The sequence below is a fragment of the Amycolatopsis sp. FBCC-B4732 genome (assembly GCF_023008405.1).
In the GTDB taxonomy this organism is placed as follows: Bacteria; Actinomycetota; Actinomycetes; order Mycobacteriales; family Pseudonocardiaceae; genus Amycolatopsis; species Amycolatopsis pretoriensis_A.
The window spans coordinates 9535259-9556966 of record NZ_CP095376.1 but is presented as its reverse complement, the minus strand read 5'-3'; the positions used below and the strand labels follow the sequence as shown (position 1 = coordinate 9556966).

The 21708-nt window shown below is 73.3% G+C and carries 16 protein-coding genes; 7 read left to right on the top strand and 9 right to left on the bottom strand.

The features are described 5' to 3' along the window. The first annotated feature begins 117 nt into the window (after positions 1 to 117). The 5 genes from MUY14_RS43630 (at position 118) to MUY14_RS43610 (ending at position 6947) form a co-directional block, all read left to right on the top strand. Positions 118 to 1551: a hypothetical protein gene (locus MUY14_RS43630; protein ID WP_247018613.1), complete on the top strand. Its 1434-nt coding sequence runs from the start codon at positions 118 to 120 to the stop codon at positions 1549 to 1551. 346 nt (positions 1552 to 1897) lie between these two features. Next, positions 1898 to 2572, top strand: coding sequence for a class F sortase (locus MUY14_RS43625; protein ID WP_247025521.1), 675 nt, complete (start codon positions 1898 to 1900; stop codon positions 2570 to 2572). A 100-nt stretch (positions 2573 to 2672) separates the two neighbouring features. Further along, entirely contained in the window at positions 2673 to 4667 is a 1995-nt protein-coding gene (locus MUY14_RS43620; RefSeq protein WP_247018611.1) for an SDR family oxidoreductase, read from the top strand. 116 nt (positions 4668 to 4783) lie between these two features. Beyond that, positions 4784 to 5968 carry a cell division protein DivIVA gene (locus MUY14_RS43615; protein ID WP_247018609.1) on the top strand — a complete coding sequence of 395 codons (1185 nt, stop codon included), beginning with the start codon at positions 4784 to 4786 and terminating at the stop codon, positions 5966 to 5968. 136 nt (positions 5969 to 6104) lie between these two features. Continuing rightward, positions 6105 to 6947 carry a transposase family protein gene (locus tag MUY14_RS43610; protein WP_247018607.1) on the top strand — a complete coding sequence of 281 codons (843 nt, stop codon included), beginning with the start codon at positions 6105 to 6107 and terminating at the stop codon, positions 6945 to 6947. Positions 6948 to 6975: 28 nt separating this feature from the next. Here MUY14_RS43610 and MUY14_RS43605 read toward each other — a convergent pair whose 3' ends face one another. The 4 genes from MUY14_RS43605 to MUY14_RS43590 are packed head-to-tail and all read right to left on the bottom strand — an operon-like array spanning position 6976 to position 9492. After that, a complete protein-coding gene (locus MUY14_RS43605) occupies positions 6976 to 8301 on the bottom strand; it encodes an amidase (protein ID WP_247018604.1) in 1326 nt (441 codons plus the stop codon). A gap of 27 nt (positions 8302 to 8328) precedes the next feature. Continuing rightward, a complete protein-coding gene (locus tag MUY14_RS43600) occupies positions 8329 to 8931 on the bottom strand; it encodes a response regulator transcription factor (protein ID WP_247018602.1) in 603 nt (200 codons plus the stop codon). 46 nt (positions 8932 to 8977) lie between these two features. Then, positions 8978 to 9235, bottom strand: a complete 258-nt coding sequence (locus MUY14_RS43595; RefSeq protein WP_247018600.1) for a hypothetical protein — start codon at positions 9233 to 9235, stop codon at positions 8978 to 8980. Continuing rightward, positions 9232 to 9492 carry a WXG100 family type VII secretion target gene (locus MUY14_RS43590; RefSeq protein WP_247018598.1) on the bottom strand — a complete coding sequence of 87 codons (261 nt, stop codon included), beginning with the start codon at positions 9490 to 9492 and terminating at the stop codon, positions 9232 to 9234. The genes MUY14_RS43595 and MUY14_RS43590 overlap by 4 nt, the downstream gene beginning before the upstream one ends. 267 nt (positions 9493 to 9759) lie before the next feature. Here MUY14_RS43590 and MUY14_RS43585 point away from each other — a divergent pair, with 267 nt between their 5' ends. Continuing rightward, positions 9760 to 12996 (top strand): BTAD domain-containing putative transcriptional regulator, encoded by a 3237-nt coding sequence (locus MUY14_RS43585; RefSeq protein ID WP_247018596.1) that lies wholly within the window; start codon positions 9760 to 9762, stop codon positions 12994 to 12996. 136 nt (positions 12997 to 13132) lie between these two features. Further along, the gene (locus MUY14_RS43580; RefSeq protein WP_247018594.1) at positions 13133 to 16762 is read left to right on the top strand and encodes a BTAD domain-containing putative transcriptional regulator; all 3630 of its coding nucleotides are present in this window, start codon (positions 13133 to 13135) and stop codon (positions 16760 to 16762) included. Here MUY14_RS43580 and MUY14_RS43575 read toward each other — a convergent pair. The 5 genes from MUY14_RS43575 to MUY14_RS43555 are packed head-to-tail and all read right to left on the bottom strand — an operon-like array spanning position 16721 to position 21693. After that, complete coding sequence (locus MUY14_RS43575; protein WP_247018592.1) at positions 16721 to 18127, bottom strand: GH1 family beta-glucosidase; 1407 nt, start codon at positions 18125 to 18127, stop codon at positions 16721 to 16723. The genes MUY14_RS43580 and MUY14_RS43575 overlap by 42 nt on opposite strands. Next, positions 18124 to 18948, bottom strand: coding sequence for a carbohydrate ABC transporter permease (locus tag MUY14_RS43570; RefSeq protein WP_247018591.1), 825 nt, complete (start codon positions 18946 to 18948; stop codon positions 18124 to 18126). The genes MUY14_RS43575 and MUY14_RS43570 overlap by 4 nt, the downstream gene beginning before the upstream one ends. Further along, positions 18945 to 19850, bottom strand: a complete 906-nt coding sequence (locus MUY14_RS43565; RefSeq protein WP_247018589.1) for a carbohydrate ABC transporter permease — start codon at positions 19848 to 19850, stop codon at positions 18945 to 18947. The genes MUY14_RS43570 and MUY14_RS43565 overlap by 4 nt, the downstream gene beginning before the upstream one ends. Next, positions 19850 to 21106: an ABC transporter substrate-binding protein gene (locus tag MUY14_RS43560; protein WP_247018588.1), complete on the bottom strand. Its 1257-nt coding sequence runs from the start codon at positions 21104 to 21106 to the stop codon at positions 19850 to 19852. The genes MUY14_RS43565 and MUY14_RS43560 overlap by 1 nt, the downstream gene beginning before the upstream one ends. Before the next feature lie 8 nt (positions 21107 to 21114). Next, on the bottom strand, positions 21115 to 21693 hold the full coding sequence (locus MUY14_RS43555; RefSeq protein WP_247018587.1) for a response regulator transcription factor: 579 nt from the start codon (positions 21691 to 21693) through the stop codon (positions 21115 to 21117). Positions 21694 to 21708: the final 15 nt, after the last annotated feature.

Genomic DNA, 21708 nt, shown 5'->3' with positions numbered 1-21708 from the left:
CGCTCACCTGGCGTGCCCGGTCGTTCACCGTACGCGCGTCGGGGAGTTGATCAATCGTGTGACCTGCGGAGACGCTGTGAGCCGTCGCCGCGCGGCCGACGAAGGAGCCTGCACACCATGAGGTGGTCGACACGCCCGCGCGCGGGCATCCGCGTGCTCATCGCCCTGTTCGCCGCGACGCTGCTCGGCGCGCTCTCCGCGACCGCGGCGTCGGCCGCGAGCCAGGAGGGCATCGGCCACCGGGTCGGCGCCGACCCGGCGCCGCGCCCGGTCTGGCTGGGGTCGTACGTCGTCGGCGGGGAGCAGGTGTTCTGCGTGAGCTTCCGGCTCCGCGCGCCGAACACCGACGAGCCGTACAAACCCGGCGACGAACTGCTGACGAAGTGGGGCACGAAGCTGCCCGCGGACGTGGCGGCGAACATCTCGTACCTGCTGCTGCGCTACGGCGGCACGAAGAACCCCGACGAGGCGACCGCGCTCGCGCACCTGCTGCACTCGTGGACCGCGCCATCACGCACCTCCGGCGACCTCGACCCGAACCTGCCCGCGGACGAGATCGCCTACGACGCGGACGGGTACCTGAAGGCGATGAGCAAGGACTCCGCCGACGCCGTCAAGCGGTTGCGGACGGACGCCGAGACCAACCGCGGGCCGTGGACGGCGTCGGTGACCGCGCCGAAGGGCGACCAGCACCTCGGTGAACCGGCCGAGTGGACCGCGACCGTGAAGAACGCCAAGGGCAAGGGCGTCCCGGACGTCCCGGTGAAGCTGACGGCGACGGCCGGCACCCTCGGCGAACCGGCTGGGGACCCGGCGGGCAACTCGAGCCCGCAGGCCGCCGCGAAGGACGTCACGCTGAAGACCGGCCCCGACGGCACGGTGAAGGTGAAGCTGACCCCGACGGGCGAGCGGCCGAAGCTGGTGGCGTCGCTGTCCGCGCCGGCCGCCCGGCCCTACGTCCGGCTGCCGGTCGACACGGCGGCGCAGCGCGTCGTCTCCACCGGCGGCGAGCAGGAGCTGACCGCGCAGGGCGTCGTCGAAGTCGCGAAGCCCGGCAAGGTGCAGGTGACGAAGACGGACGCGAACACGGGCAAGGGCGTCGGCGGCGCGGTCCTGCGGATCACGGGCGCGGACAAGACGTCCGCGGCCCTCGGTGCGGACGGCAAGCCCCTGACGGGCGCCGACGGCAAGCCCGCGGTCGTCACGACCGACGGCGCGACCGGCGGGGTGACGGTCGAGAACCTCCGGGCACCGCAGGAGATCTGCGTGGTGGAGGCGAGCCCGCCGCCGGGGTACACGAACGCTTACGACCCGGGCAACCCGCCGTCGGCGTGCGGCACGGTGAAACCGGGCGAGACGCTGGCGCTGACGGTGTCGAACAAGCCGAACGAGGTCCCGCGCGCGATCCCGGCCGGCGACGCCCCGGTCGCGATGATGCGGGGGACGGTCGAGACGAGCTATTCGGGGCTGGGCCTGGCGGGGATCGGCTTGCTGGTGCTGCTGGGCGCCGGCCTGGCGGGCTTCGCGGCGCGGCGCGCTTCGCGGAGGTAACGGCGTGGCGAACGACGCCGGCGAGCGCTGGCGGGGCGAGAGCTGGTTCATCGAGGAGTGGCACCAGGGAGTGGGCTGGGCGGCTGGTGAGGAGCAGCCGCACCGGGACACCGACTGGGCCGCGGCCGGCGATGCTTCGCAGCAGCAGGGCGCCGGCTTGGCCGCCGACCGCGACCCGCAGCACCCGGCAACCAGCTGGGCGACCGCCAACGCTTCGCAGCGGCAGGGCACCGGCCTGGCCGCCGACCACGACCCGCAGCACCCGGCAACCAGCTGGGCGACCGCCGACGCTTCGCAACCCGGCGACTGCCGCCGCCCGGGTGGGCCGAAGGCGCGTCGGGGGCGGTTGCTCGTCGGGTTCGCGCTCGGGGCCGCGACCGTCGTCGGCCTGCAGCTGGGGTCCTCCGTGGTCACCTCGCCACCCGTGGCCGTCGTGGCCGGGACCGCGCTGCCCGCCGCCGGTGCCGCCGCCCCAGCCGCCCGGCCGGCCGCACCCACCCCCACACCGCCGCCACCGCCACCGCCGGCGACGAGCACCCCCGCCGCCCCGGCCGCGCAGCCGTCCACCGCGCCGCCGGCTCCGCAGCAACCCGGCACCGTGCGGCTCCCCGCCGGCGGTACCGCCACCCTCGTGCGCAAGGACCTCGGCCCCGGCGGTGAACTGCCCGTCCCCGACAACCTCGGCCAGGCGACCTGGTGGGGCGCCGAGCTCGACGCGGCCGGCGGTGCCAGCGTCTTCGCCGGGCACGTCAACTGGCGGGGCGCCACCGGGCCGTTCGCCGAGCTGTGGAACGCCCGGATCGGCGCCGAGGTGACCATCGTGGACAAGGCCGGGAAGACCTGGCGCTACCGCATCTCCCAGCTGCTCACCGTCCACAAGAACGACCTGCCCGCCCAGGCCGACGACCTCTTCGGCCAGTCCGGCCCGCACCGCGTGGTGCTGGCGACCTGTGGCGGCCGCTGGGTCGGCGGTTCGGACGGCTACGAGGAGAACCGCATCGTCATCGCGGAGCCCGCATAAGTTACCCGTGAGTAACTTCACGTCGCGCCACGGTGGTCACGAACACCCCGATGCAGCAGAATGCCCAGGGTCAGGGCGTGGAGCGAGAGGTGTGAAGACGATGGCGACGTTCTTGGTGACCGGGGCGACCGGACTGATCGGGCGCCAGTTCACCCGGCTGCTGCTCTCCCGCCCCGACGACGACCGCATCGCGCTGCTGGTCCGCGCGTCGAGCAAGGCCAAGCTGGCCGCACTCGTCGACCAGTGGCCGCACTCCGACCGCGTCACGCTGGTGACCGGTGACCTCGGGGAGCCGCTGCTCGGCGTGTCCGAAGCGGACCGCGAGGAGCTGCGCGGGCACGTCGACCACGTCGTCCACCTCGCCGCGCTCTACGACCTCACCGCCGACGACGAGGCCAGCGTCAAGGCCAATGTGGACGGCACGCGCAGCGTCGTCGACCTCGCCGCGGACCTGCGCGCCGGCTGCCTGCACCACGTCTCGTCGGTCGCCGTCGCGGGTGACCACGAAGGCGTCTTCACCGAGGAGATGTTCGACGCCGGGCAGCGGCTGATCACGCCGTACCACCGAACGAAGTTCGAGGCCGAGAAGATCGTCCGCGAGCAGACCGAGGTGCCGTGGCGGGTGTACCGGCCCGCGGTCGTCGTCGGGCACTCCGAAACCGGCGAAATGGACAAGATCGACGGCCCCTACTACCTCTTCCCCGCGATCAACCGGCTCGCCGGGCTGCCCGACGTGCTGCCGATCGTCGGGCCCGACCTCGGCGACACCAACATCGTGCCGGTCGACTACGTCGCCAAGGCGCTGCTGGAACTCGTGGTCAAGCCCGGGCTCGACGGCCGCGCCTTCCACCTGGTCAACCCCGAGCCGCAGCCGGTCGTGTCCGTTTACAACGCCTTCGCGCGGGCCGCGGGCGCCCCGACGATCTCCGTCCAGCTGGGCGAAGGCCTCTCCAAGCGGATCGTCGGGCTGGTCAAGCTGACCGAGCACATCCCCGGCGTCACCATCGCCCGCGACGCCGTCATGGAGCGCTTCGGCATCCCGCCGGTGCTGCTGGACACCATGGCGTTCCCGTCGGTGTTCTCCTCGGCCGAGACGCGCAAGGCCCTCGCCGGCAACGTCGAGGTCCCCCGGCTGGCGGAGTACGCGCCGACGCTGTGGCGCTACTGGCGCGAGCACCTCGACCCGTTCCGCGCGCGCCAGCACGGCCCGCGCGGCGAGCTGGACGGCCGCCGCGTGATCATCACCGGCGCGTCGTCGGGCATCGGGCGCGCGACCGCGCTGAAGGTCGCCGCCGCCGGTGGCGTGCCGCTGCTAGTCGCCCGGCGCCAGCACGAACTCGAGGAGGTCCGCGACGAGATCGTCGCCGCCGGCGGCACGGCGTCGGTGTACCCGGCCGACCTGACCGACGAGGACTCGGTGCGCAAGGCCGTCGACGCGATGCTGGCCGAGCACGGCCGGATCGACATGCTGGTCAACAACGCCGGCCGGTCGATCCGCCGGTCGATCAAGCTGTCCTACGACCGGATGCACGACTACGAGCGCGCGATGGCGATCAACTATTTCGGCGCCGTCCGGCTGATCCTCGCGGTGCTGCCGCACATGTCGGAGCGCAAGTTCGGGCACATCGTCAACGTGTCGTCGATCGGCGTGCAGGGCATCGCGCCGCGCTTCTCGGCGTACGCGGCTTCGAAGGCGGCGCTGGACTACTTCTCGCGGATCGCCGCCACCGAGACGCACGGCGACGGGATCACCTTCACCACCATCCACATGCCGCTGGTGCGCACGCCGATGATCCGCCCGACGAAGATCTACGACGCGTTCCCGACGAAGTCGCCGGAACAGGCCGCGGACATGGTGCTGAAGGCGCTCGTCGAGCGGCCCAAGCACATCGGCACGCCCGCCGGGCAGGCGATCGGGCTGGCGTACACGCTCACGCCGGGCCTCACCGACGCCGTCGCGTACCAGGGTTTCCGGATCTTCCCGGACTCGGCCGCGGCGGGTGGTTCGGGCGGGTTGAAGATCGGCCGTGGCGAGAAACACCTTTCCCGCGCGGCGATGGCGCTCGCCCGGCTGTCGCGCGGGTTTCACTGGTGACGCAGCGTTTCCGGGGTGCGGCCGTTCCGGCGACGCGCCGCCCGGACCACGACACGTGTTGGTGATTTGTTAAGCCGAAGGGCGTAAGCGGTCCGTGCCCAGGTACGGTCGGGCGCATGGTTCCTGAGCGCGACCCCGCCGCAACCGCCCTCAACGGCCTCCTCCCCCTCCGTCGTGAGTACACCCAGGCCTGGCACGGCTTCGACCGCAACGAAGTCCGCCAATACCTCGACCACGTCGAGGCGCAGCTGCGCCGGGTGCTCAGCGAACGCGACGCCGCCGTGGCGCAGGCCGCGAGCGCGGCCAGGGAGGCGGAATCCGCCCGGCAGCAGGTCGCTTCGCTCGAAGCGCGCGTCGAGGAGCTCAAGAAACCGCCGGAGCGGCTCGAGGACCTCGACGAGCGGATGCAACGCACGGTGACGCTCGCGCAGGCGCGCGCGGACGAGATCGTCAAGCGCGCCGAGGCCGCCGCGGAGAAGACGTGGGCGGGCTCGACCGAGGCGTCGACGAAGCTGCGTGAGCGGTACACGAAGCTGGTCGCGGAGCTGGACAAGCAGGCCGACCTGCTGCACTCCGAGCACGAGAACGCGCTGGCGGAGACGCGCGCCGAGGTGCAGCGGCTGACCGTCGAGGCGGCCCAGCGGCGCGAGCTGCTCGACAACGAGGCGGAGCGGAAGCGGCGGAAGATCGAGCGCGAGTTCGACGCCTCCCAGTCCGCGCAGAAGACGGCGCTGGACAAGCACATCGCCGACCAGCGCACGGCGAGCAAGAACCAGGCCGAGCGCCGGATCGCCGAGGCGACGGCGGAGGCCAAGCGACGGCTCGACGAGGCCACGGCGGAGGCCAAGCGCCGCCTCGACGAGGCGACCACCCAGGCCGCCCAGCGCACGACAGTGGCGAACCGCAAGGTCGAGCGGCTGGCGGAAATCCGCGAGCAGGCCCGCAAGAGCCTGGCGATGGCGGAGGACATCCTCAACCGCAGCGAGACGCAGCTCGCGACGCTGCCGGAGGAAGCGGTGATCCCCCAGGCGTCCAAGCTGGTGGGCGGCGACACGGAATCGGCGACCACGCCGTCGGCCCCGGTCGTCCCGGTGGTGCAGCCGCAGATCCCCGCGAAGCCCGCGGTGGCGCCGAAGCCGGCTCAGGCCGCGAAGCCCGCGCCGCAGCAGGCAAAGCCGGCACCCGCGGCGAAGCCGGGCAACGCCCCGGCGAACTCGAACGGCCCGGCCACGAAGCCGGCCAACGGCAACGGGAACAGCGCGAAGCCGCTTTCCCCGACCGCGAGCAAGCCCGGCTCCTAGACACCCCCAAGCGCCCCAATGTGGCTTTCTCAGTAAGACTGGGGCTGGACAGGTGCGTGCTGCCCTGAGATGAGGCGTGGGGCCCCTGGTAGGACTGGATTTGCGAAGATCAAGTCCGAGGTTCCAGAGGCCCCACGTGATCAATTATGGCGCCACGCTCGATGTGTCAGGTGACCTGGTCTGGTTCGTCGCCGGTGTCCTGCGGGCGGAACGGCTACGGCGCGGCACGCGCCGGGGCCGGCGGGCGCTGACCCCCTACCGGCACGCGGTGCTGGTACTGCGATGGTTCCGCGACGCCATCCCGGTGCACCGGCTGGCCACCGACCACCGCATCAGCATCGCCACTGCCTACCGCTACCTGCACGAAGCCATCACCGCCCTGGCTGCCCAGGCCCCGGACCTGCACCAGGTCCTGGCGCAACGCCGCGATACCGGCGATACACACGTGGTCCTGGACGGCTCCCTGTTCACCTGTGACCGGGTCGCGGCGACCACCACCAAAACCAAAGGCCGCAACCGTGGGGCCACGGTGCATCTGTGGTACTCGGGCAAGCACCGCACCTTCGGCGGAAACATCCAGTTCCTGGCCAGCCCCGGCGGGTTCCCGCTCTGGACCTCGCCGGTGCTGCCCGGCTCCCGCAACGACCTCTCCGCCGCCCGCGACCTCGGCATCGCCGGCGCGTTGACCGCCGCCGCAGCCGTAGGCCTGCCGACACTGGCCGATAAGGCCTACCACTCAGCCGGCATCGGAATCCATACCCCGTTCAAGAAAGCCGCAGGTCAACCACCCCTCGGCACCCGCCAGCGGGTCCACAACCTGCTCCACAGCCGACTCCGCGCTCTCGGCGAACGTGCCATGGCCATCCTCAAAACCCGCTGGCGAGCACTCCAGCACATCAGCCTCTGCCCCCACCGCATCGGCGCCATCGTCCAAGCAGCCCTCGTCCTCACCCACCACGAACACCACGGACGCTACTGAGAAAACCTCAATGTGGCGTTGGGGCGCTTTACTTGCGGGCGGTGCGGGGCCAGGGGTTGGCCGACTCCAGCTGGGCCGCCAGGCCCAGCAGCAGGGACTCGCCGCCCGGGCGGGTCACCAGCTGGACCGACGTCGGCAAGCCCGAAACGACCGAGCGCCCCACCGGGACCGTGATCGCCGGGTAGCCCGCGAAGTTCCACTGGCCCGTGAAGCCGGCCAAGCGCGTCGACGGCAGCACGTTCGTCAGCCACCGCTTCTCGTGCCAGCGGCCCGCCTTCACCGGCCAGTGCGACAACGTCGGCGTCATCAGCACGTCGTGGCCGTCGAAGAACTCCGAGGCCCGCGCCAGCCACAGCTCCCGCGTCCGCTCGCGGACCAGCCCCGCACGCTGGATCAGCCGTCCCGCGCGAACGTGCGCGCGCGTCCGCCGCTGCAGCCCGGAGAACGAGAAGCCCTCCGCCTGGACGGCCGGGCCGGCCAGCCAGCGGGCCGTCATGCCGAGGACCATCGTGGCCGGGTAGCGCGGGGCCGCCGTGGACAGCGTGTGGCCCGCCCTGGACAGGTGACCTGCCGCAGTCGAGACCGCCGCCACCAGCTCCTTCGGGACCGGCGTGTGCAGCAAGGGCACCGTCGTGGACATGCCGATCCGGACCGGCTCGGGCGTCGGCACCGAGGCCAGCGAAGGGTCCGCGGCCAGGACCGAGAACAGCGCCGCCGTGTCCGCGACCGTCGTGGCCAGCGGGCCGTGCACCGACATGCCGAACCAGCCGCCCTCGGCCAGCCGGTCGGCGCCCGGTTTCAGGCCGACCAGCCCGCACATCGCGGCCGGCAGCCGGACCGAGCCCATGCCGTCGGTGCCGTGGGCCAGCGGGACCAGGCCGGCCGCCACCGCCGCCGCGCTGCCGCCGGACGAGCCGCCCGAGGCGTACGTCGGGTCCCACGGGTTGCGGGCGATGCCGTCCGGGGTGTCGCTCATCGGCCAGATGCACAGCTCCGGCACGCGCGTCAGCCCGACGAGCACCGCGCCCGCGGCCCGCAGCCGCGTCGCGACCAAGCCGTCCGCGGTGGCCGGTGAAGACGGGCCGGCCAGCGAACCGTGCGAAGCGAATTCGCCTTCGATCTCCGTGACGTCCTTGACGGCGACGGGCACCCCGGCCAGCGGCAGCGACGCGAGATCGGGCCGCGCGGCGACCTCCGCGGCTTCCTTCAGCGCCTCTTCGGCGCGCACCCGCCGGAAGGCACCGACGACGCCGTCGGCCGCGCCGATCCGGTCCAGCGCTTCCCGGGTCACCTGCACCGGGTCGAGGGTCCCGGCCCGGACGGAGGCCGCGATCTCCACTGCCGTCAGCACCATGATCGCGACCCTAGCCCACGGAACGGCTCAGATGGCTCCCGCTCGCAGCGCGTAAGCGACGGCGTGGGCGCGGTTGTTCAGGCCGCAGCGGGTCATCAGGCCGTAGAGGACGTTCTTCACCGTCCGCTCGGAGTAGCACAGCTTCGCCGCGATCTCCTCGGTCCCGAAACCCTCGGCGACCAGCCGCAGGACGTCGCACTCGCGCGCGGCGAGCCCGGACAGCGTCAGCCCGTTCGGCTCCAGCACGTCCTTGCGCATCCGCTGGACCTGCGAGAGCAGCGCCCCCTGCAGCCGCGGCGGCAGGTTGGCCGTGCCGTCGCCCGCCGCGAGCACCGCCGTCACCAGCTCGGCGCCGCCCGTTTCGCGCCGCGGCAGGATCGCCACGACCCCGCACTCCAGCACCGACATCAGGTCGCTCTCGCGGAAGTGCTCGACGACCAGGACCACGTGGGACGCCTTGGCCGCGCGGATCTCGCCCAGCACGGCCTCGGTGACGTGCTCCTCCATCACCAGCAGGACGTCCGGGACCAGGTCGGTCACCCGGATGTCCGGATGGGACTCCAGCAGGCTCTCGGCGCCGGCGTGCGTGATCGGGTCCGAGGCGAGGACGGTCACTTCCACGGGCTTCATGGACGCAGTGTGGCGGGCGCGCCTTCACGCCTTCCCTATTCCGTCTTCACGCGCGTGAAGACGTCTCCAGTCCCCCGACCGCCGTGCGCGCCCGCTCCAGGCAGCCCGGCATCCGCTCGGCCGCGCGCGCCCACTCGCGCTTGGCCCGCCGGTACTCCTCCTGAGCCGCCGCGGTCCAGCCCGCCAGCTCCGGCTCGACGTCGGTCTCCAGCTCGGCGAGCAGCTCGCCGAGCTCGCCGGTGATCGCCCCCATCCGGTCGAGCACCAGACCGGCGTAGCTGAACTCGAGCTCCTGGCGCGTCACGGCACGCGCTGCCGCGGCACCGGGCCGCCGCCCGTCGTCTCGAGCAGCCGGGCCAGCCGCGAGAGGATCACGTCGTACTCCTGCTCCCAGTCGCTCATGGCCTGGCCGAAGCGCACCGCGTCCTCGCCCCGCCACGACGCCTGCACCTCCGCCATCTCGCTGTTGACGTCGCGAAGCCGGGAGCGGGCCGCTTCGATGGTGTGCGCGAAGCGGGCGGCCGCCCGCTGCATCTCGTCCGTCGGCGCCGCTGTGGCCATGCGGGAACTCCTCTCGGGCGTCCCGAGGGTGGCAAACCCCGCGCACCGGCGGAACCCCCGCTCCCGGCCGTTGCCCGAATGTCCGCCATCATTGCCTGCCGGTTCACGACGGCCGCGTATGCTCACGTCAGGCATCCGGCGCGTGACGTTTCGTCAGCGCACGAAGGGAGACCGATGTCGGCTGCGGACGGCTCCGCACTGCCTCCCTCTGGGGCCAAGCCCCAGACCCCGGCCGGGGGGCAAGCCCCCCTGGACCCCCCAACCGAGTTGGGTGTCCAGCTGCTCGGCCCGGTCAAAGCATGGCGCGCCGAACTGGAGCTCGACCTCGGCTCCGCGCACCGGCGGACGGTCCTCGCCGCCCTGGCGATGAACTCGAGCCGCACGGTCTCGCGCGAGGAGCTGATCGACGCCGTCTGGGGCGAAGCGCCGCCGCAGAGCGCGCAGGGTTCCATCTACACCTACGTCTCCGGCCTGCGGCGGGCGCTCGAGCCCGGCCGCGCCAAGGGCGAAGGCCCGCAGCTGCTCGCGTCGATCGGGTCCGGCTACTCCCTGCGCCTCGACGCCGGCGCGATCGACGTCCACCGGTTCGAGGCCCTTCGCGAACAGGCGCAGCGCAAGCAGTCGGCCGGTGACCTCCGCGGCGCCCGCGAGGACCTCGAGGAAGCGCTCGCGCTCTGGCACGGCGTCCCGCTGTCCGGCCTGCCCGGGCCGTTCGCCGCCGCCCAGCGCGCGCGGCTGACCGAGGTGCGGCTCGCGACGGTCGAGCGGCGGGCCGAGGTCGTCCTGGAGTCGGGCGGGCACGCCGAGCTCGTGGCCGAGCTGACCGCGCTGACCCGTGAGCACCCGTTCCGCGAAACGCTGCGCGGGCTCCTCATGCGGGCGCTGGTCCGCGCCGACCGGCGGACCGAAGCGATCGCCGTCTACACCGACGTCCGCGACCGGCTCGTCGAGTCGTCCGGCACCGAGCCCGGCCCGGCGCTGCGGCGGCTCTACGACCAGCTGCGGGAAAAGCCCGCGCCCGCGCCGGAACCGAAGCCCGCGCCACCGCCGCGCCCGACGCGGCTCCCGGTCGCGGCGATGCCCGAGCGCGCCGACCTCTTCCTCGGCCGGGAAGCCGAGCTGGCCCGGCTGCGCGAAGCCGTCGACGGGCTCGAAGCGGGGATCGGCCGGTCGGTGTGGCTCGAAGGCGAGCCGGGCAGCGGCCGGACGGCGCTGCTGGCCGAAGTGCTCGCCATGGCCGAAGACCTCCAGCCCGCCTTCGCCGCCGCCGACTCGCTCGACCAGCGGTTCGCCCTGCGGCCGTTGCTCGACGCGCTGGGCGTGCACGCGGGCGCCGCCGGGCACCGGGCCGTCCTCGCCGCCCGGCTCGCCGAGCACCCCGGCGAGGATCCGGTCGACGGCCTGCTCGCGCTGGTCCGCGAGCTGTGCGCGGAGGCGCCGCTGGTGCTCGTGGTCGACGACCTGCACTGGGCCGACGACGCCACCCTCGGCGTCTGGCGGTACCTCAGCCGGGAGACGCGGCAGCTGCCGCTGCTGCTCGTCGGCGCCTGCCGCCCGGTGCCACGCCCGGCCGCGCTCGACGAGCTGCGAGCCGAGCTTGACAACGATGACACGACGGTCCTGGCGCTGCCGCCGCTGACCGAAAGCGCGGCCCGAGAGCTGGCCACCGAGCTGGTCGGGGCGCCGCCCGGGCCGGGCTTGGGGCTGCTCGTCTCCTACGGCGCCGGAAACCCGCGCTACACCAGGGAAATCGTCGAGACGCTGCTGGCGCAGTCGATGATCGTGCTCGACGGCGTCCACGCGCACCTGGACGGCAACTCGTGCCAGACCATCCCGGCGCCGCTCGGGTCGCGGATCACGCTGTACCTGAGCTTCCTCTCCAGCGGCACGCGCGACACCCTGCGCTGGGCCGCGATGCTGGGCCGCGAGTTCTCGCTGTCGGACATCGCCGTCGCCACCGAACGGCCGCCGACGGCGCTGGTCGGCGCGGTCGACGAGGCGATCGCGTCCGGGGTGCTCGTCGAGTCGGGCGACCGGCTGGCGTTCCGGCACCCGCTGGTCCGCCGGGTGCTCTACGAAAAGACGCCGGCGGCGATGCGCGTGGCGCTGCACCGGCAGCTGGCCGAGGCGTTCGCCGCCGCGGGGGCGCCCGCGGTCCGCGTCGCCGAACAGCTCGCCGCCGCGCCCGCGCAGGTCGACCCGTGGGTGACGACGTGGCTGCTGGACCACATCGGGACGGTCGCCACCGAGACCCCGCGGATCGCCGTGGACCTGCTGCGCCACGCCGTCACGCAGGGCACGCTGCCGCCGGACGCGCGGGAGACGCTGACCGCGACCCTGGCCCGGCTGCTGTTCTGGCTCGGCCGGGAGCCCGAGGCCGAGGCGCGGTCGGTCGTGGCGCGGACGGCCGACAGCAGGCGCGCGGCGGAGATGCGCTGGATCCTCGCCTACGTCTACTACCGGCGCGGCGACTTCGCCGAGGCGACCGCCGAGCTGAAGCGGACCCTCGACGACACCGACGTCCCGGAGATGTGGCGCGGGCGGCACGAGTCGCTGCTGGCCACGCTGGAGCGGCTCGGCGAGGAGACGGCGCTGGCGCCCGCCGGGCTGCACCCGCTGGACGACGCGGCGCTGTCCGTGCCGAAGCTCGACAGCCTCGAGGAGGCCGCGGAGCCGCTCGACGCCGCCCGCCGGATCGCCGCGACCCGCGCGGTGCCGGGCGAGATGCACCTGGCCGGCGCGGTGCACTACTACTGGCTGGGCCGCTGGCCCGAGGCCCTCGACGAGCTGGACGCGGTGATCCGCGACGGCGCGGAAACGGCGTCGTACGTGCTGCGCAGCCCCGGTTCGGCGCTGCTGGTGCACGGGGTCGGCGCGCTGATCGCCGGCCACCGCGGCGACCCGGGCCGGGCCAGGACGCACCTCGAAGCGGCCGACCGGCGCCAGTGGCCCCCGGGCCTGGAGCCCGACGGCGGCGACTTCCTGCTCGCGGCGCGGGCGTTGCTGGCCGAGCAGGACGACCGGCCGGAGGCGGCGCTGGCCGCGTTGCTGCCGCTGCTGGAGGAGAACTACCCGCCCGCGGCCCGCCACCAGTGGCTCCCGGACCTGGTCCGGCTCGCCCTGCGCCTCGGCGAGGGGCAGCGCGCCCACCAGGCGTTGCGCCTGCTCGACGTCGAGGGAGACGTCCCGCCGGCCCACGCGGCGGCGGCCGCGCACTGCCGCGGCCTGGTGGCCGGCGACCCCGAGCCGGTGCTCACCGCCGCCGGCCACTACCGGGCGGCCGGTCGGCTGCTCAAGCAGGCGAAGGCGACCGAGGACGCGGCGATCCTGCTGGCCGAGTCGGACCGGCTGGACGAGGCGCGGACGGCGTTCCGGACCGCGCTGACGGCGTACACGGGGATGGGCGCGGTGTGGGACGTCCGCCGCGCGGAGGCCCGCATGCAGCCGTTCGGCATCAGGCGCGCCCACGCGGTCCGCCAGCGAGCCGCCGCCGCCGGCGAGTAACCACGGCACCGCTTCGGGTCGAGCGCAACCCGGGTGGGGGTTGCCACGTCAGTAAGGTCACCGGTGTAGTCGTTACCGAGATGTCCCTGGGGGAAACGGGGTCTGGGGCGCACGCCCCAGAGGGGACGGCACTGACATGGCAGGGGATGCGGACACCGGCCTGCGGGTGGGTGTGCTCGGCCCGCTGCGGGCCTGGCGCGGGGCGGCCGAAATCGGCCTCGGCCCCGCGCGTCAGCGTGCCATCTTCGCGGTGCTCGCGGTCAACGCCGGGCGGCCGGTCCCCCGTGCCGAGCTGATCGCCGGTGTCTGGGGCGACTCCGCGCCCGCCAGTGTCGAGGGCAGCGTCCACACCTACGTCTCCGGGCTCCGCCGCGCGCTCGAACCGGACCGGTCGCGCTGGTCGGCGGCCAGTGTCCTGGTGTCGGATCCGGCCGGGTACTCCTTGCTGCTCGCCGAAGACGCGCTGGACGCGGCCGTGTTCGAACGGCACCGCGAGCTCGCAAGGGACCACCTCCGCCAGGGCGATCCGCTGGCCGCCGTCACCGAGCTCGACGCCGCCCTCGCCCTCTGGCAGGGTGAAGCGCTTTCCGGGGTGCCGGGCGGGTTCGCCGAGCGGCACCGCGAATACCTCGCCGAGCTGCGGCTGAACACCCTCGAACGGCGGGCCGAAGCGGTGCTGGCCCTCGGCGGGCACCTCGACCTCGCGCCGGAGCTGGCCGTGCTGGCCGGCGAGCACCCGCTGCGCGAATCCCTCCGCGAGTCGCTCATGCTCGCCCTCTACCGCAGCGGGCGGCACTCCGACGCGCTCGACGTCTTCCGCGACGCCCGCGCCACCCTCGTCGAGGAGCTCGGCGTCGAGCCCGGACCCGCCCTGCAACGGCTCCACCAGCGGATCCTCGCCCAGGACCCCGGACTCGACGCGCCCGCGGCGCCGGTCGTGGTCACCGGGCACCGGCTGTTCGGGCGGGAAGCCGAAACCCGGACCCTCGCCGAACTCGTCGCCGACGTCCGGGCCGGGCGGGGGCGGGCCGTCTGGATCGAGGGCGAGGCGGGCATCGGCAAGTCCGAGCTGCTCGCCGGTTCGCTACCCGACGGCCCCGGCTACCAGCGGCTTTCCGCCGCCGCCGACGAGCTCAGCACCCGGTTCCCGCTGCAGGTCATCCTGGAGTGCCTGGCGATCGACGTGCATTCGGCCGACCCACGGCGCGCGCGGGTGGCGCAGGAGCTCGCCGGCGAAGGCCCGGTGCGGCGCAGCTGGGGCCCGGCCGACCCGGTGCTCGGCGCCGTCGACCGGCTGCTGGCCCTGGTCGACGAACTCTGCGCGCACTCGCCCCAGGTGCTGGTGATCGACGACCTCCAGTGGGCCGACGAGGCGTCCGTGCTGGTCTGGCACCGGCTCTGCGCGGCCACCCGCCAGCTGCCGCTGCTGCTGGTGGCCGCGACCCGCCCGGCGCCCGACCGCGCCGAGCTCGCCCAGCTGCGCCGCGGTGTCCAGGCGCGCGACGGCGTCGTCCTCGACCTCGCGCCGCTGACCGGCGAAGACGTCGGCCGGCTGATCGAGGACCGGATCGGGGCGCCGCCGGGGCCGGGGCTGCGCGAGCTGGCCGCTCGCGGTGCCGGGAACCCGTTGTACGTCAAGGAAATGGTCGACGTCCTGCTGCGCGCCGGCGCGGTCGAGGTGAGCGGCGGCGAGGCCGACGTCGGCGACCCGGCCGAGTTCGAGGCGCCCGGTTCGCTGGTCGCCGCGGTCGACCGGCGGCTCGACTTCCTCACCGCGCGGACGCAGGAAGTGCTGCGCTGGGGCGCGTTGCTGGGCATGGAGTTCGCGGTCGGGGACGTCGCCGCGGTGCTCGGCACCCGGCCGTCGGACCTGCTGGAGCCGCTCGAAGAAGCCGTCGCGGCGAACGTCCTCATCGACACCGGGACGCAGCTCGCGTTCCGCCATCCCCTGCTGCGCCAAGCGCTTTACGACCGGTTGCCCGGCGCGACGCGAGCGGCGCTGCACCGCCAGGCCGCCGAGGCGCTCGCCCGGATCGGCGCGCCGGTCAAGCGCGTCGCCGAACAGCTGGTGGCCGCACCGGCCACAGTGGACGAATGGGTGCTGGACTGGCTCACCGGGCACCACGCGGCCGTCTCCAACCGGGCGCCGCTGATCGCCGTCGAGCTGCTGGAACGCGCGCTGGCCGCGATCGACGGCGCCGACCCGCGCCGGGAGGTCCTGCTCGTCGCACTGGTCAAGGTGCTGTTCCGGCTGGAGCGCAGCCCGGAAACCCAGGCGCAGCAAGCCATCGAGGTCGCCACCGATCCGGACGCCGTCGAGGAGATGCGGCACGTGGCCGCGGCGCTGCGGCACCGTCGCGGCGACACCGAAGGCGCGGTCGCGACGCTGGCCGGCGCGGTCGACGACCCGGCCGTGCCCGAGCTCTGGCGCGTCAAGCACCGGCAGCTGCTGGCCAACTTCCGGCGCGGCGATCTGTCCGATTTGGACACCGCGGAAAAGGCGGCGCGCGAAACGAAGTCGCTCGCCGGCGGCGACCGGTACGTGACCGCGCACGCGCTGCAGACGTTGTGGCTGGTCGATTCCGTGCGCCGCGAGCACGACCGCGCGCTCGGCCACGTCGACGCGGCGATCGAGGCCGTCGGCGATGAGCACGAGCTGGCCGACCTGCACCTCGACCTGCTCGACAACCGCGTCTTCACGCTGCAGAACCTCGACCGCCTGGCCGAGGCGGGCGACGCCCTGCGCGCGGCGGGGGAAGTCGCGGCACGGCACGCGCTGCCCGTCGGGTTACAGGTTTCCGCGGCGGTGCACCGGTACTGGGAAGGCCGCTGGGACGAGGCGCTGGTCGAGCTGGACACGGTCATCGAGGACGGCCCGGCGATCACGTTCTACGGCCTGCGCGAGCCGGGTCCGGCCGCGCTGCTGCTGCACGGCGTCGCGGCGCTGATCGCGGGCCGCCGCGACGACCGCGCCCAGGCCGCCGCCCACCTCGACGCGGCGGAGGAGTACGCCCCGGCGACCAGCGCCGAGCGGGAGAGCTTCGACTTCCTGATGGTCGCCGACGCCCTCGCGGCCGAACAGCGCGGCGACCGCGCCCGCGCGCTGACCGTCCTCGAGCCGATCCTGAACCCGACGTACGCGGCGATGATGCTGCGGCACCAATGGTTGCCGGCGTTCGTGCGGCTGGCGATGGCGCAGGACGACCTCGGCCGCGCCCGCCGCGCTCTCGACGTCTGCGAAGAAGAGGCGGCGAAGGAACGACGGCCGGCTCGAGCGCACGCGGCGGCGTCGTGGTGCCGCGGGCTGATCGAGGACGACCCGGCCGCGGTACTGGCCACGGCGGAGCACTTTCGCGCGGTCGGCCGCCGCCCGGAACTGGCGGCCGCGCTGGAAGACGCGGCCGTGCTGCTGGCCGGCGCGGGCCGGCTGGACGCGGCGCAAGCGGCGTTCGAGGAGGCCGCCGAGCTCTACACGGCGTTGTCCGCGCGCTGGGACCTGCGGCGCGCGGAAACCCGGTTGCGCCGCCTCGGTGTCCGGCGCGGTGCGGTGTTCTCACCGATCCGGCCCGGGCACGGCTGGGAGTCGCTCACGGCGATCGAGGTCCGCATCGCCGGTCTCGTCGCCGAAGGCCGCTCCAACCCGGACATCGCGGCCGAGCTGTCGCTGCCGCGGCGGACGGTCCAGGCCCACGTGGCCCGGCTGCTCGGGAAGCTGGAAACGCCCTCACGCTCCGGTGTCGCCGACGCCGTCCGGCGGCGCACCTAGCGCGTTGGCCTTCGCGACCCGGCCGAGGAACCGGCCGGAGTCCTTGACGGTCCGCCGTTGCGTGTCGAAGTCGACGTGCACCAGGCCGAAGCGCTGCGTGTAGCCCATCGCCCACTCGAAGTTGTCGAGCAGCGACCAGGCGAAGTACCCGCGGACGTCGGCGCCGCCGCGCAGGGCGTCGTGCACCGCTTCCAGGTGCTCGGCGAAGTAGTGGACGCGGTCGTTGTCGTGCACCCGGCCGTCGACCACATCGTCCACAAAGGACGCGCCGTTCTCGGCGACGACCAGCGGCAGCCCACCGGACCGCTCGTGGATCCACGTCAGCAGCTCGGTCAGCGTGCCCGGCGACTGCTCCCAGCCGAACGCCGTCAGCGGCGGCGGCGCGGGCAGCACGTCCAACCCGCGCAAGCCGGGCAGCGGGCAGTTGCCGGGGCCCAGCGGGTCTTCGAGCGGGGTGACGCGCGCGGGGGCGTAGTAGTTCACGCCCAGCCAGTCGATCGCCGCCGCGATCACGTCGGTGTCGCCGTCGCGCACGGCCGCGGCGAACCGGCCGCCGTGGTGCTCGACGTCGGCCATGACGTCTTCCGGATATCCCTTGCCCAGCACGGGGTCCAGGAAGAACCGGTTGTGGATGCCGTCGAACTTCCGGGCCGCCTCGCGGTGGGCGGGGGTGTCGCCGTCCGGGATCGCCGGGGCGAAGTTCAGCGCCAGCGAGAACTCGTGCCCCGGGCGCGCCTGCTCGGTCAGCGCGCGCGTCGCGAGGCCGTGTCCGAGCAGCAGGTGGTGGGCCGCGACCAGCGCGGTGTCGTGGTCCTGGACGCCGGGCGCGTGCACGCCGCTGCCGTAGCCGAGGAAGGCCGCGCAGAACGGTTCGTTGACCGTCGTCCACTGGTTGACGCGGTCGCCGAGGGCGTCGTGCACGACCGCGGCGTAGTCGGCGAACCGCCGGGCCGTGTCGCGTTCCGGCCAGCCGCCGTCGTCTTCCAGCGCCTGCGGGAGGTCCCAGTGGTAGAGCGTCAGCACCGGGACGACGGCCCGGCTCAGGAGCTCGTCGACCAGCCGGTCGTAGAAGGCGAGGCCGGCCGCGGACGTCGTCCGCCCGTCCGGCATCACGCGCGGCCAGGCGACCGAAAAGCGGTACGCGTTCAGGCCGAGGTCCGCCAGCAGGCCGACGTCTTCGGGGTAGCGGTGGTAGTGGTCGCAAGCGACTTCGCCGGTCGCGCCGCCGAGCACCTTGCCGTCGGCGGCCGCGAACGTGTCCCAAATGGACGGTCCGCGGCCGCCTTCGCCGACGCCGCCTTCCACCTGGTACGACGCGGTCGCCGCGCCCCACAGGAACCCCGGCGGGAATTCGGGTCCGGTCACACTGGTGCCCCTTTCAGGATTCCCTTGACGAGGTAGCGCCCCAGCAGCAGGAACAACGCGATGACGGGCACGACGCCGACGGTCGCGCCGGTGAGCATCAGCGCGTAGTCGGTGTAGTAGCCGCTCGCCAGCCGCGAAAGGGCCACCTGCACGGTCGGTGTTTCGTTGGGGTCGAGTACCACGAGCGGCCAGAAGTAGTCGTTCCACGTGGCCATGAAGGTGAGCATCGCGAGCACCGCGGCCGGCGCGCGCAGCGCGGGCACGGCGACGTGCCAGTAGGTGCGCAGGATCGAGCAGCCGTCGACGGTGGCGGCGTCGACGAGGTCGGCGCTGATCGCGTTCTCGCAGGCCTGGCGCATCCAGAACACGCTGAAGGCGCTGACCAGCGCCGGCACGATCACCGCTTCCAGCCGCCCGTACCAGCCGAGGTCGCCGACGACGAGGTACAGCGGGATGACGCCGAGCTGCGCCGGCACCATCGCCGAGCCGACGACCAGCAGGAACAGCGTGTTCCGGCCGCGGAAGCGCAGGCGCGCGAAGGCGAACCCGGCGAGGCTCGCCAGCACGACGTTGGCCGCCATGACGGTGGTCGCGACGATCAGCGAGTTCCCGATGGCGAGCCAGAAGTCGACGGTGTCGAAGACGCGGCGCACGTTCTCGACGAGGTGCCCGCCCGGTACCAGCACCGGCGCCGCCTCCCCGATCGCCGAGTTGTCGCGCGTGGCCACCACGAACGACCAGTACAGCGGGAACACGGACGCGCCGAGCACGCCGGTCAGCACCGCGTACACCCAGCCGCCCGGGCGGCGCCGCGCGGTCACGCCGCCCTCACGAACCGGCGCACCAGCCGGTAGTTGACCAGCGCGAACAACGCGCAGACCACGAACATCACCCACGTCAGCGCCGCCGCGTACCCGGCGTTGAACTGCGTGAAGCCCTTCTCGTACAGGTACATGACGAGGGTCTGGAACTGGCGGTCGTTGCCCCCGGTGGCGCCGGACCCACCGGCGTCGAACAGCTGCGGCTCGGCGAAGAGCTGGAGGCCGTTGACCGTGCCGGCGACCGCGGTGAACGCGATCGCGGGCCGGATGCCCGGCACGGTGATCGACCAGAACGTCCGCCACCGCGAGGCGCCGTCGAGTTCCGCGGCTTCGTAGAGGTCGTTCGGGACGGCCTGCATCGCGGCCAGGTAGATCAGCGCGTTGTAGCCGGTCCAGCGCCAGAGCACCATGCTCGCCACGGCGAGGTGCGACGTCCACGTCGTCGCCTGCCAGTTGACCGGCGCGATGCCGGCCCAGCCGAGCACTTCGTTGACGACGCCGTAGTCGCGGCTGAACAGCTGCCCGAACACCAGCCCGATCGCGACGACGGAAACGACGTTCGGCAGCAGGATCCCGGTGCGCCACCAGGTCGCGGCGCGCAACGGCCGGTCGAGCAGCGCCGCGATGCCCAGTGCCAGCAGGAATTCCGGGACCGCGGCCAGCAGGAAGATGCTCACCGTGTTGGCGAGCGCGTTGTAGAAGTGCGGGTCGGCGAGCAGCTCGCCGTAGTTGGCGAGGCCGAGCCGGCCCTGGCCGCCTTCGAGCAGGTTCCAGTCGTGCAGCGAAACCCACGCCGTGTAGAGCAGCGGGTACGCGCCGAAGACCGCGAACAGCCCGAAGAACGGCGCGACGAACAGCAGCGGGGTGACTTCGCGGTCGAAGCGGGCGAGCCGGTGGCGCACTACTTCAGCAGCGCTCGGGCTTGCTGGACGGCTTGCGCCCAGGCCTGGTCGACGGTCTGCGTCCTGTCCTCGATCCGCCCGAGCGCGCGGCCGAACTCCGGCCGGACGTCGGCGTCGTGCAGGCCCCGGTAGTTCGGCCGCAGCTGTTCGGCCGACGCCGCGAAGATCCGGCCGATCGGCGCGTCCCCGAAGTACGGATCGGTGTGCGCGACGACCTGCGGGTCTTCGTAGACGGCCGGTTCGCTGGGCAGGATGCCGTCGGAGAGGAAGAGCTTCTTCTGCTGCTCCGGCGCGGTCAGCCAGCGGGCGAGCTCGTAGGCCTCCTTCTGGTGCGCGCCCTGCTTGGGCACGGTCAGGAACGAGCCGCCCTGGTTGCCGCTCTTGCCGGGCACGGTCGTGACGTCCCACTTGCCCTTGTTGGCGTCCCCGCCGGCTTCCTTGATCTGGCTGAGCATCCACGCCGGGCACGCGACGGTGGCGAACGAACCCTGCTTGATCGCGACGTTCCACGCCTGCGTGAACGTGGTCGCCGCCGCCGTCTGCCCCTTCGCGGCGATCCCGCCGGAGAGGTCGAAAGCGGTGCGCACGCTGGGATTGGTGTCGGCGATGAAGGAGTCGTCCCGCTGGGAGAAGTAGTTCTCCGGCGACTGGTTGAGCATCGCCGTGTAGACGGTGCCCGCCGAGTCCGCGAACTTCACGCCCGGCGTCTTCTGCGTGAAGCGGTCGGCCGCGGCGGCGTAGGCGGGCCAGTCGGGGATCAGCTTCGCGACCTCGTCGCGGTCGGTCGGCAGGCCGGCGGCCTGGAAGAGGTCACGCCGGTAGCAGAGGGCGAGGCTGCCCATGTCGGTGCCGAGGCCGAGCACGAAGTCGCCGTCGGTGCCCTGCGCCCACTTCCAGGGCGCCCACTGCCGCTGGAGGTCGCGGGCGCCGAAGGAGGCGAGGTCGGCGAACTTGTCCTTCGCCTTCCGGTACTGCGGGATGTACTGCTCTTCGATCGCGACGACGTCGGCGGCTCCGCGGCCGGTGGCGAGCTGCGTCGCAAGGCCCTTGTGGTGGGTGTCGAAGTCGGTGACGCGGTTCTGCACCGTGATGTCCGGGTGCAGTTTCTGGTACTCCGCGATCAGCGGCGCGTAGCCGAACTCGCCGAAGGTGGCGATCGTGAGCTTCGTCGGGCCACCGGAGTCGGCGGGGCCGCAGGCGGCGAGCAGGGTCAACGCGGCGACCGCGGCGGCGGTCCGGCGGACGGTCGTGGGCACGGGCTCCCTCAGATCACCCCGGCCCGTACGGCGTACGCGACCGCGTGCGGCCGATTGCGCAGGTTGAGCCGGTTGGTCATGGCGTAGATGACGTTCTTCACGGTCCGCTCCGAGTAGCAGAGCTTGCCCGCGATCTCGGCAGTGTCCCAGCCTTCGGCCATCAGGCGAAGCACATCCACCTCGCGCGGCGTCAACGCGGCGCCGCTGCCTTCCTGCGCCAGCGCCTCGACCTGGTCCCGCAACGACGTCGTGCGCCCGCGTGCGGCCGCGAGCACGCTCTCGGTGAGCCGGTCGAGCGCCGTCCGCGGCAGCACGGCCGAGACGTGGCAGTCGGCGAGCACGCTCAGGTGCGCCGGGTCGACGTGCCCGGCGACCAGCACGATCGCGGCCGGCGACTCGGCGGAGGCGGCCCGCAGCGCGGCGACGACCTCCCGGTCGACCTGGCCGACGGCGAACACCAGCACCGCCGCCTCGCCCCGGCGGGCCCGCGGCACGACCAGCAGCTCCGGGCGCGTCTTCAGGTGGTTGATCAGCCCGGTCAGGGCGATCGGGTCCGACGCCCACGCCGCCACTCGCACCTGCTCCATCGAGCCCTCCTCAGC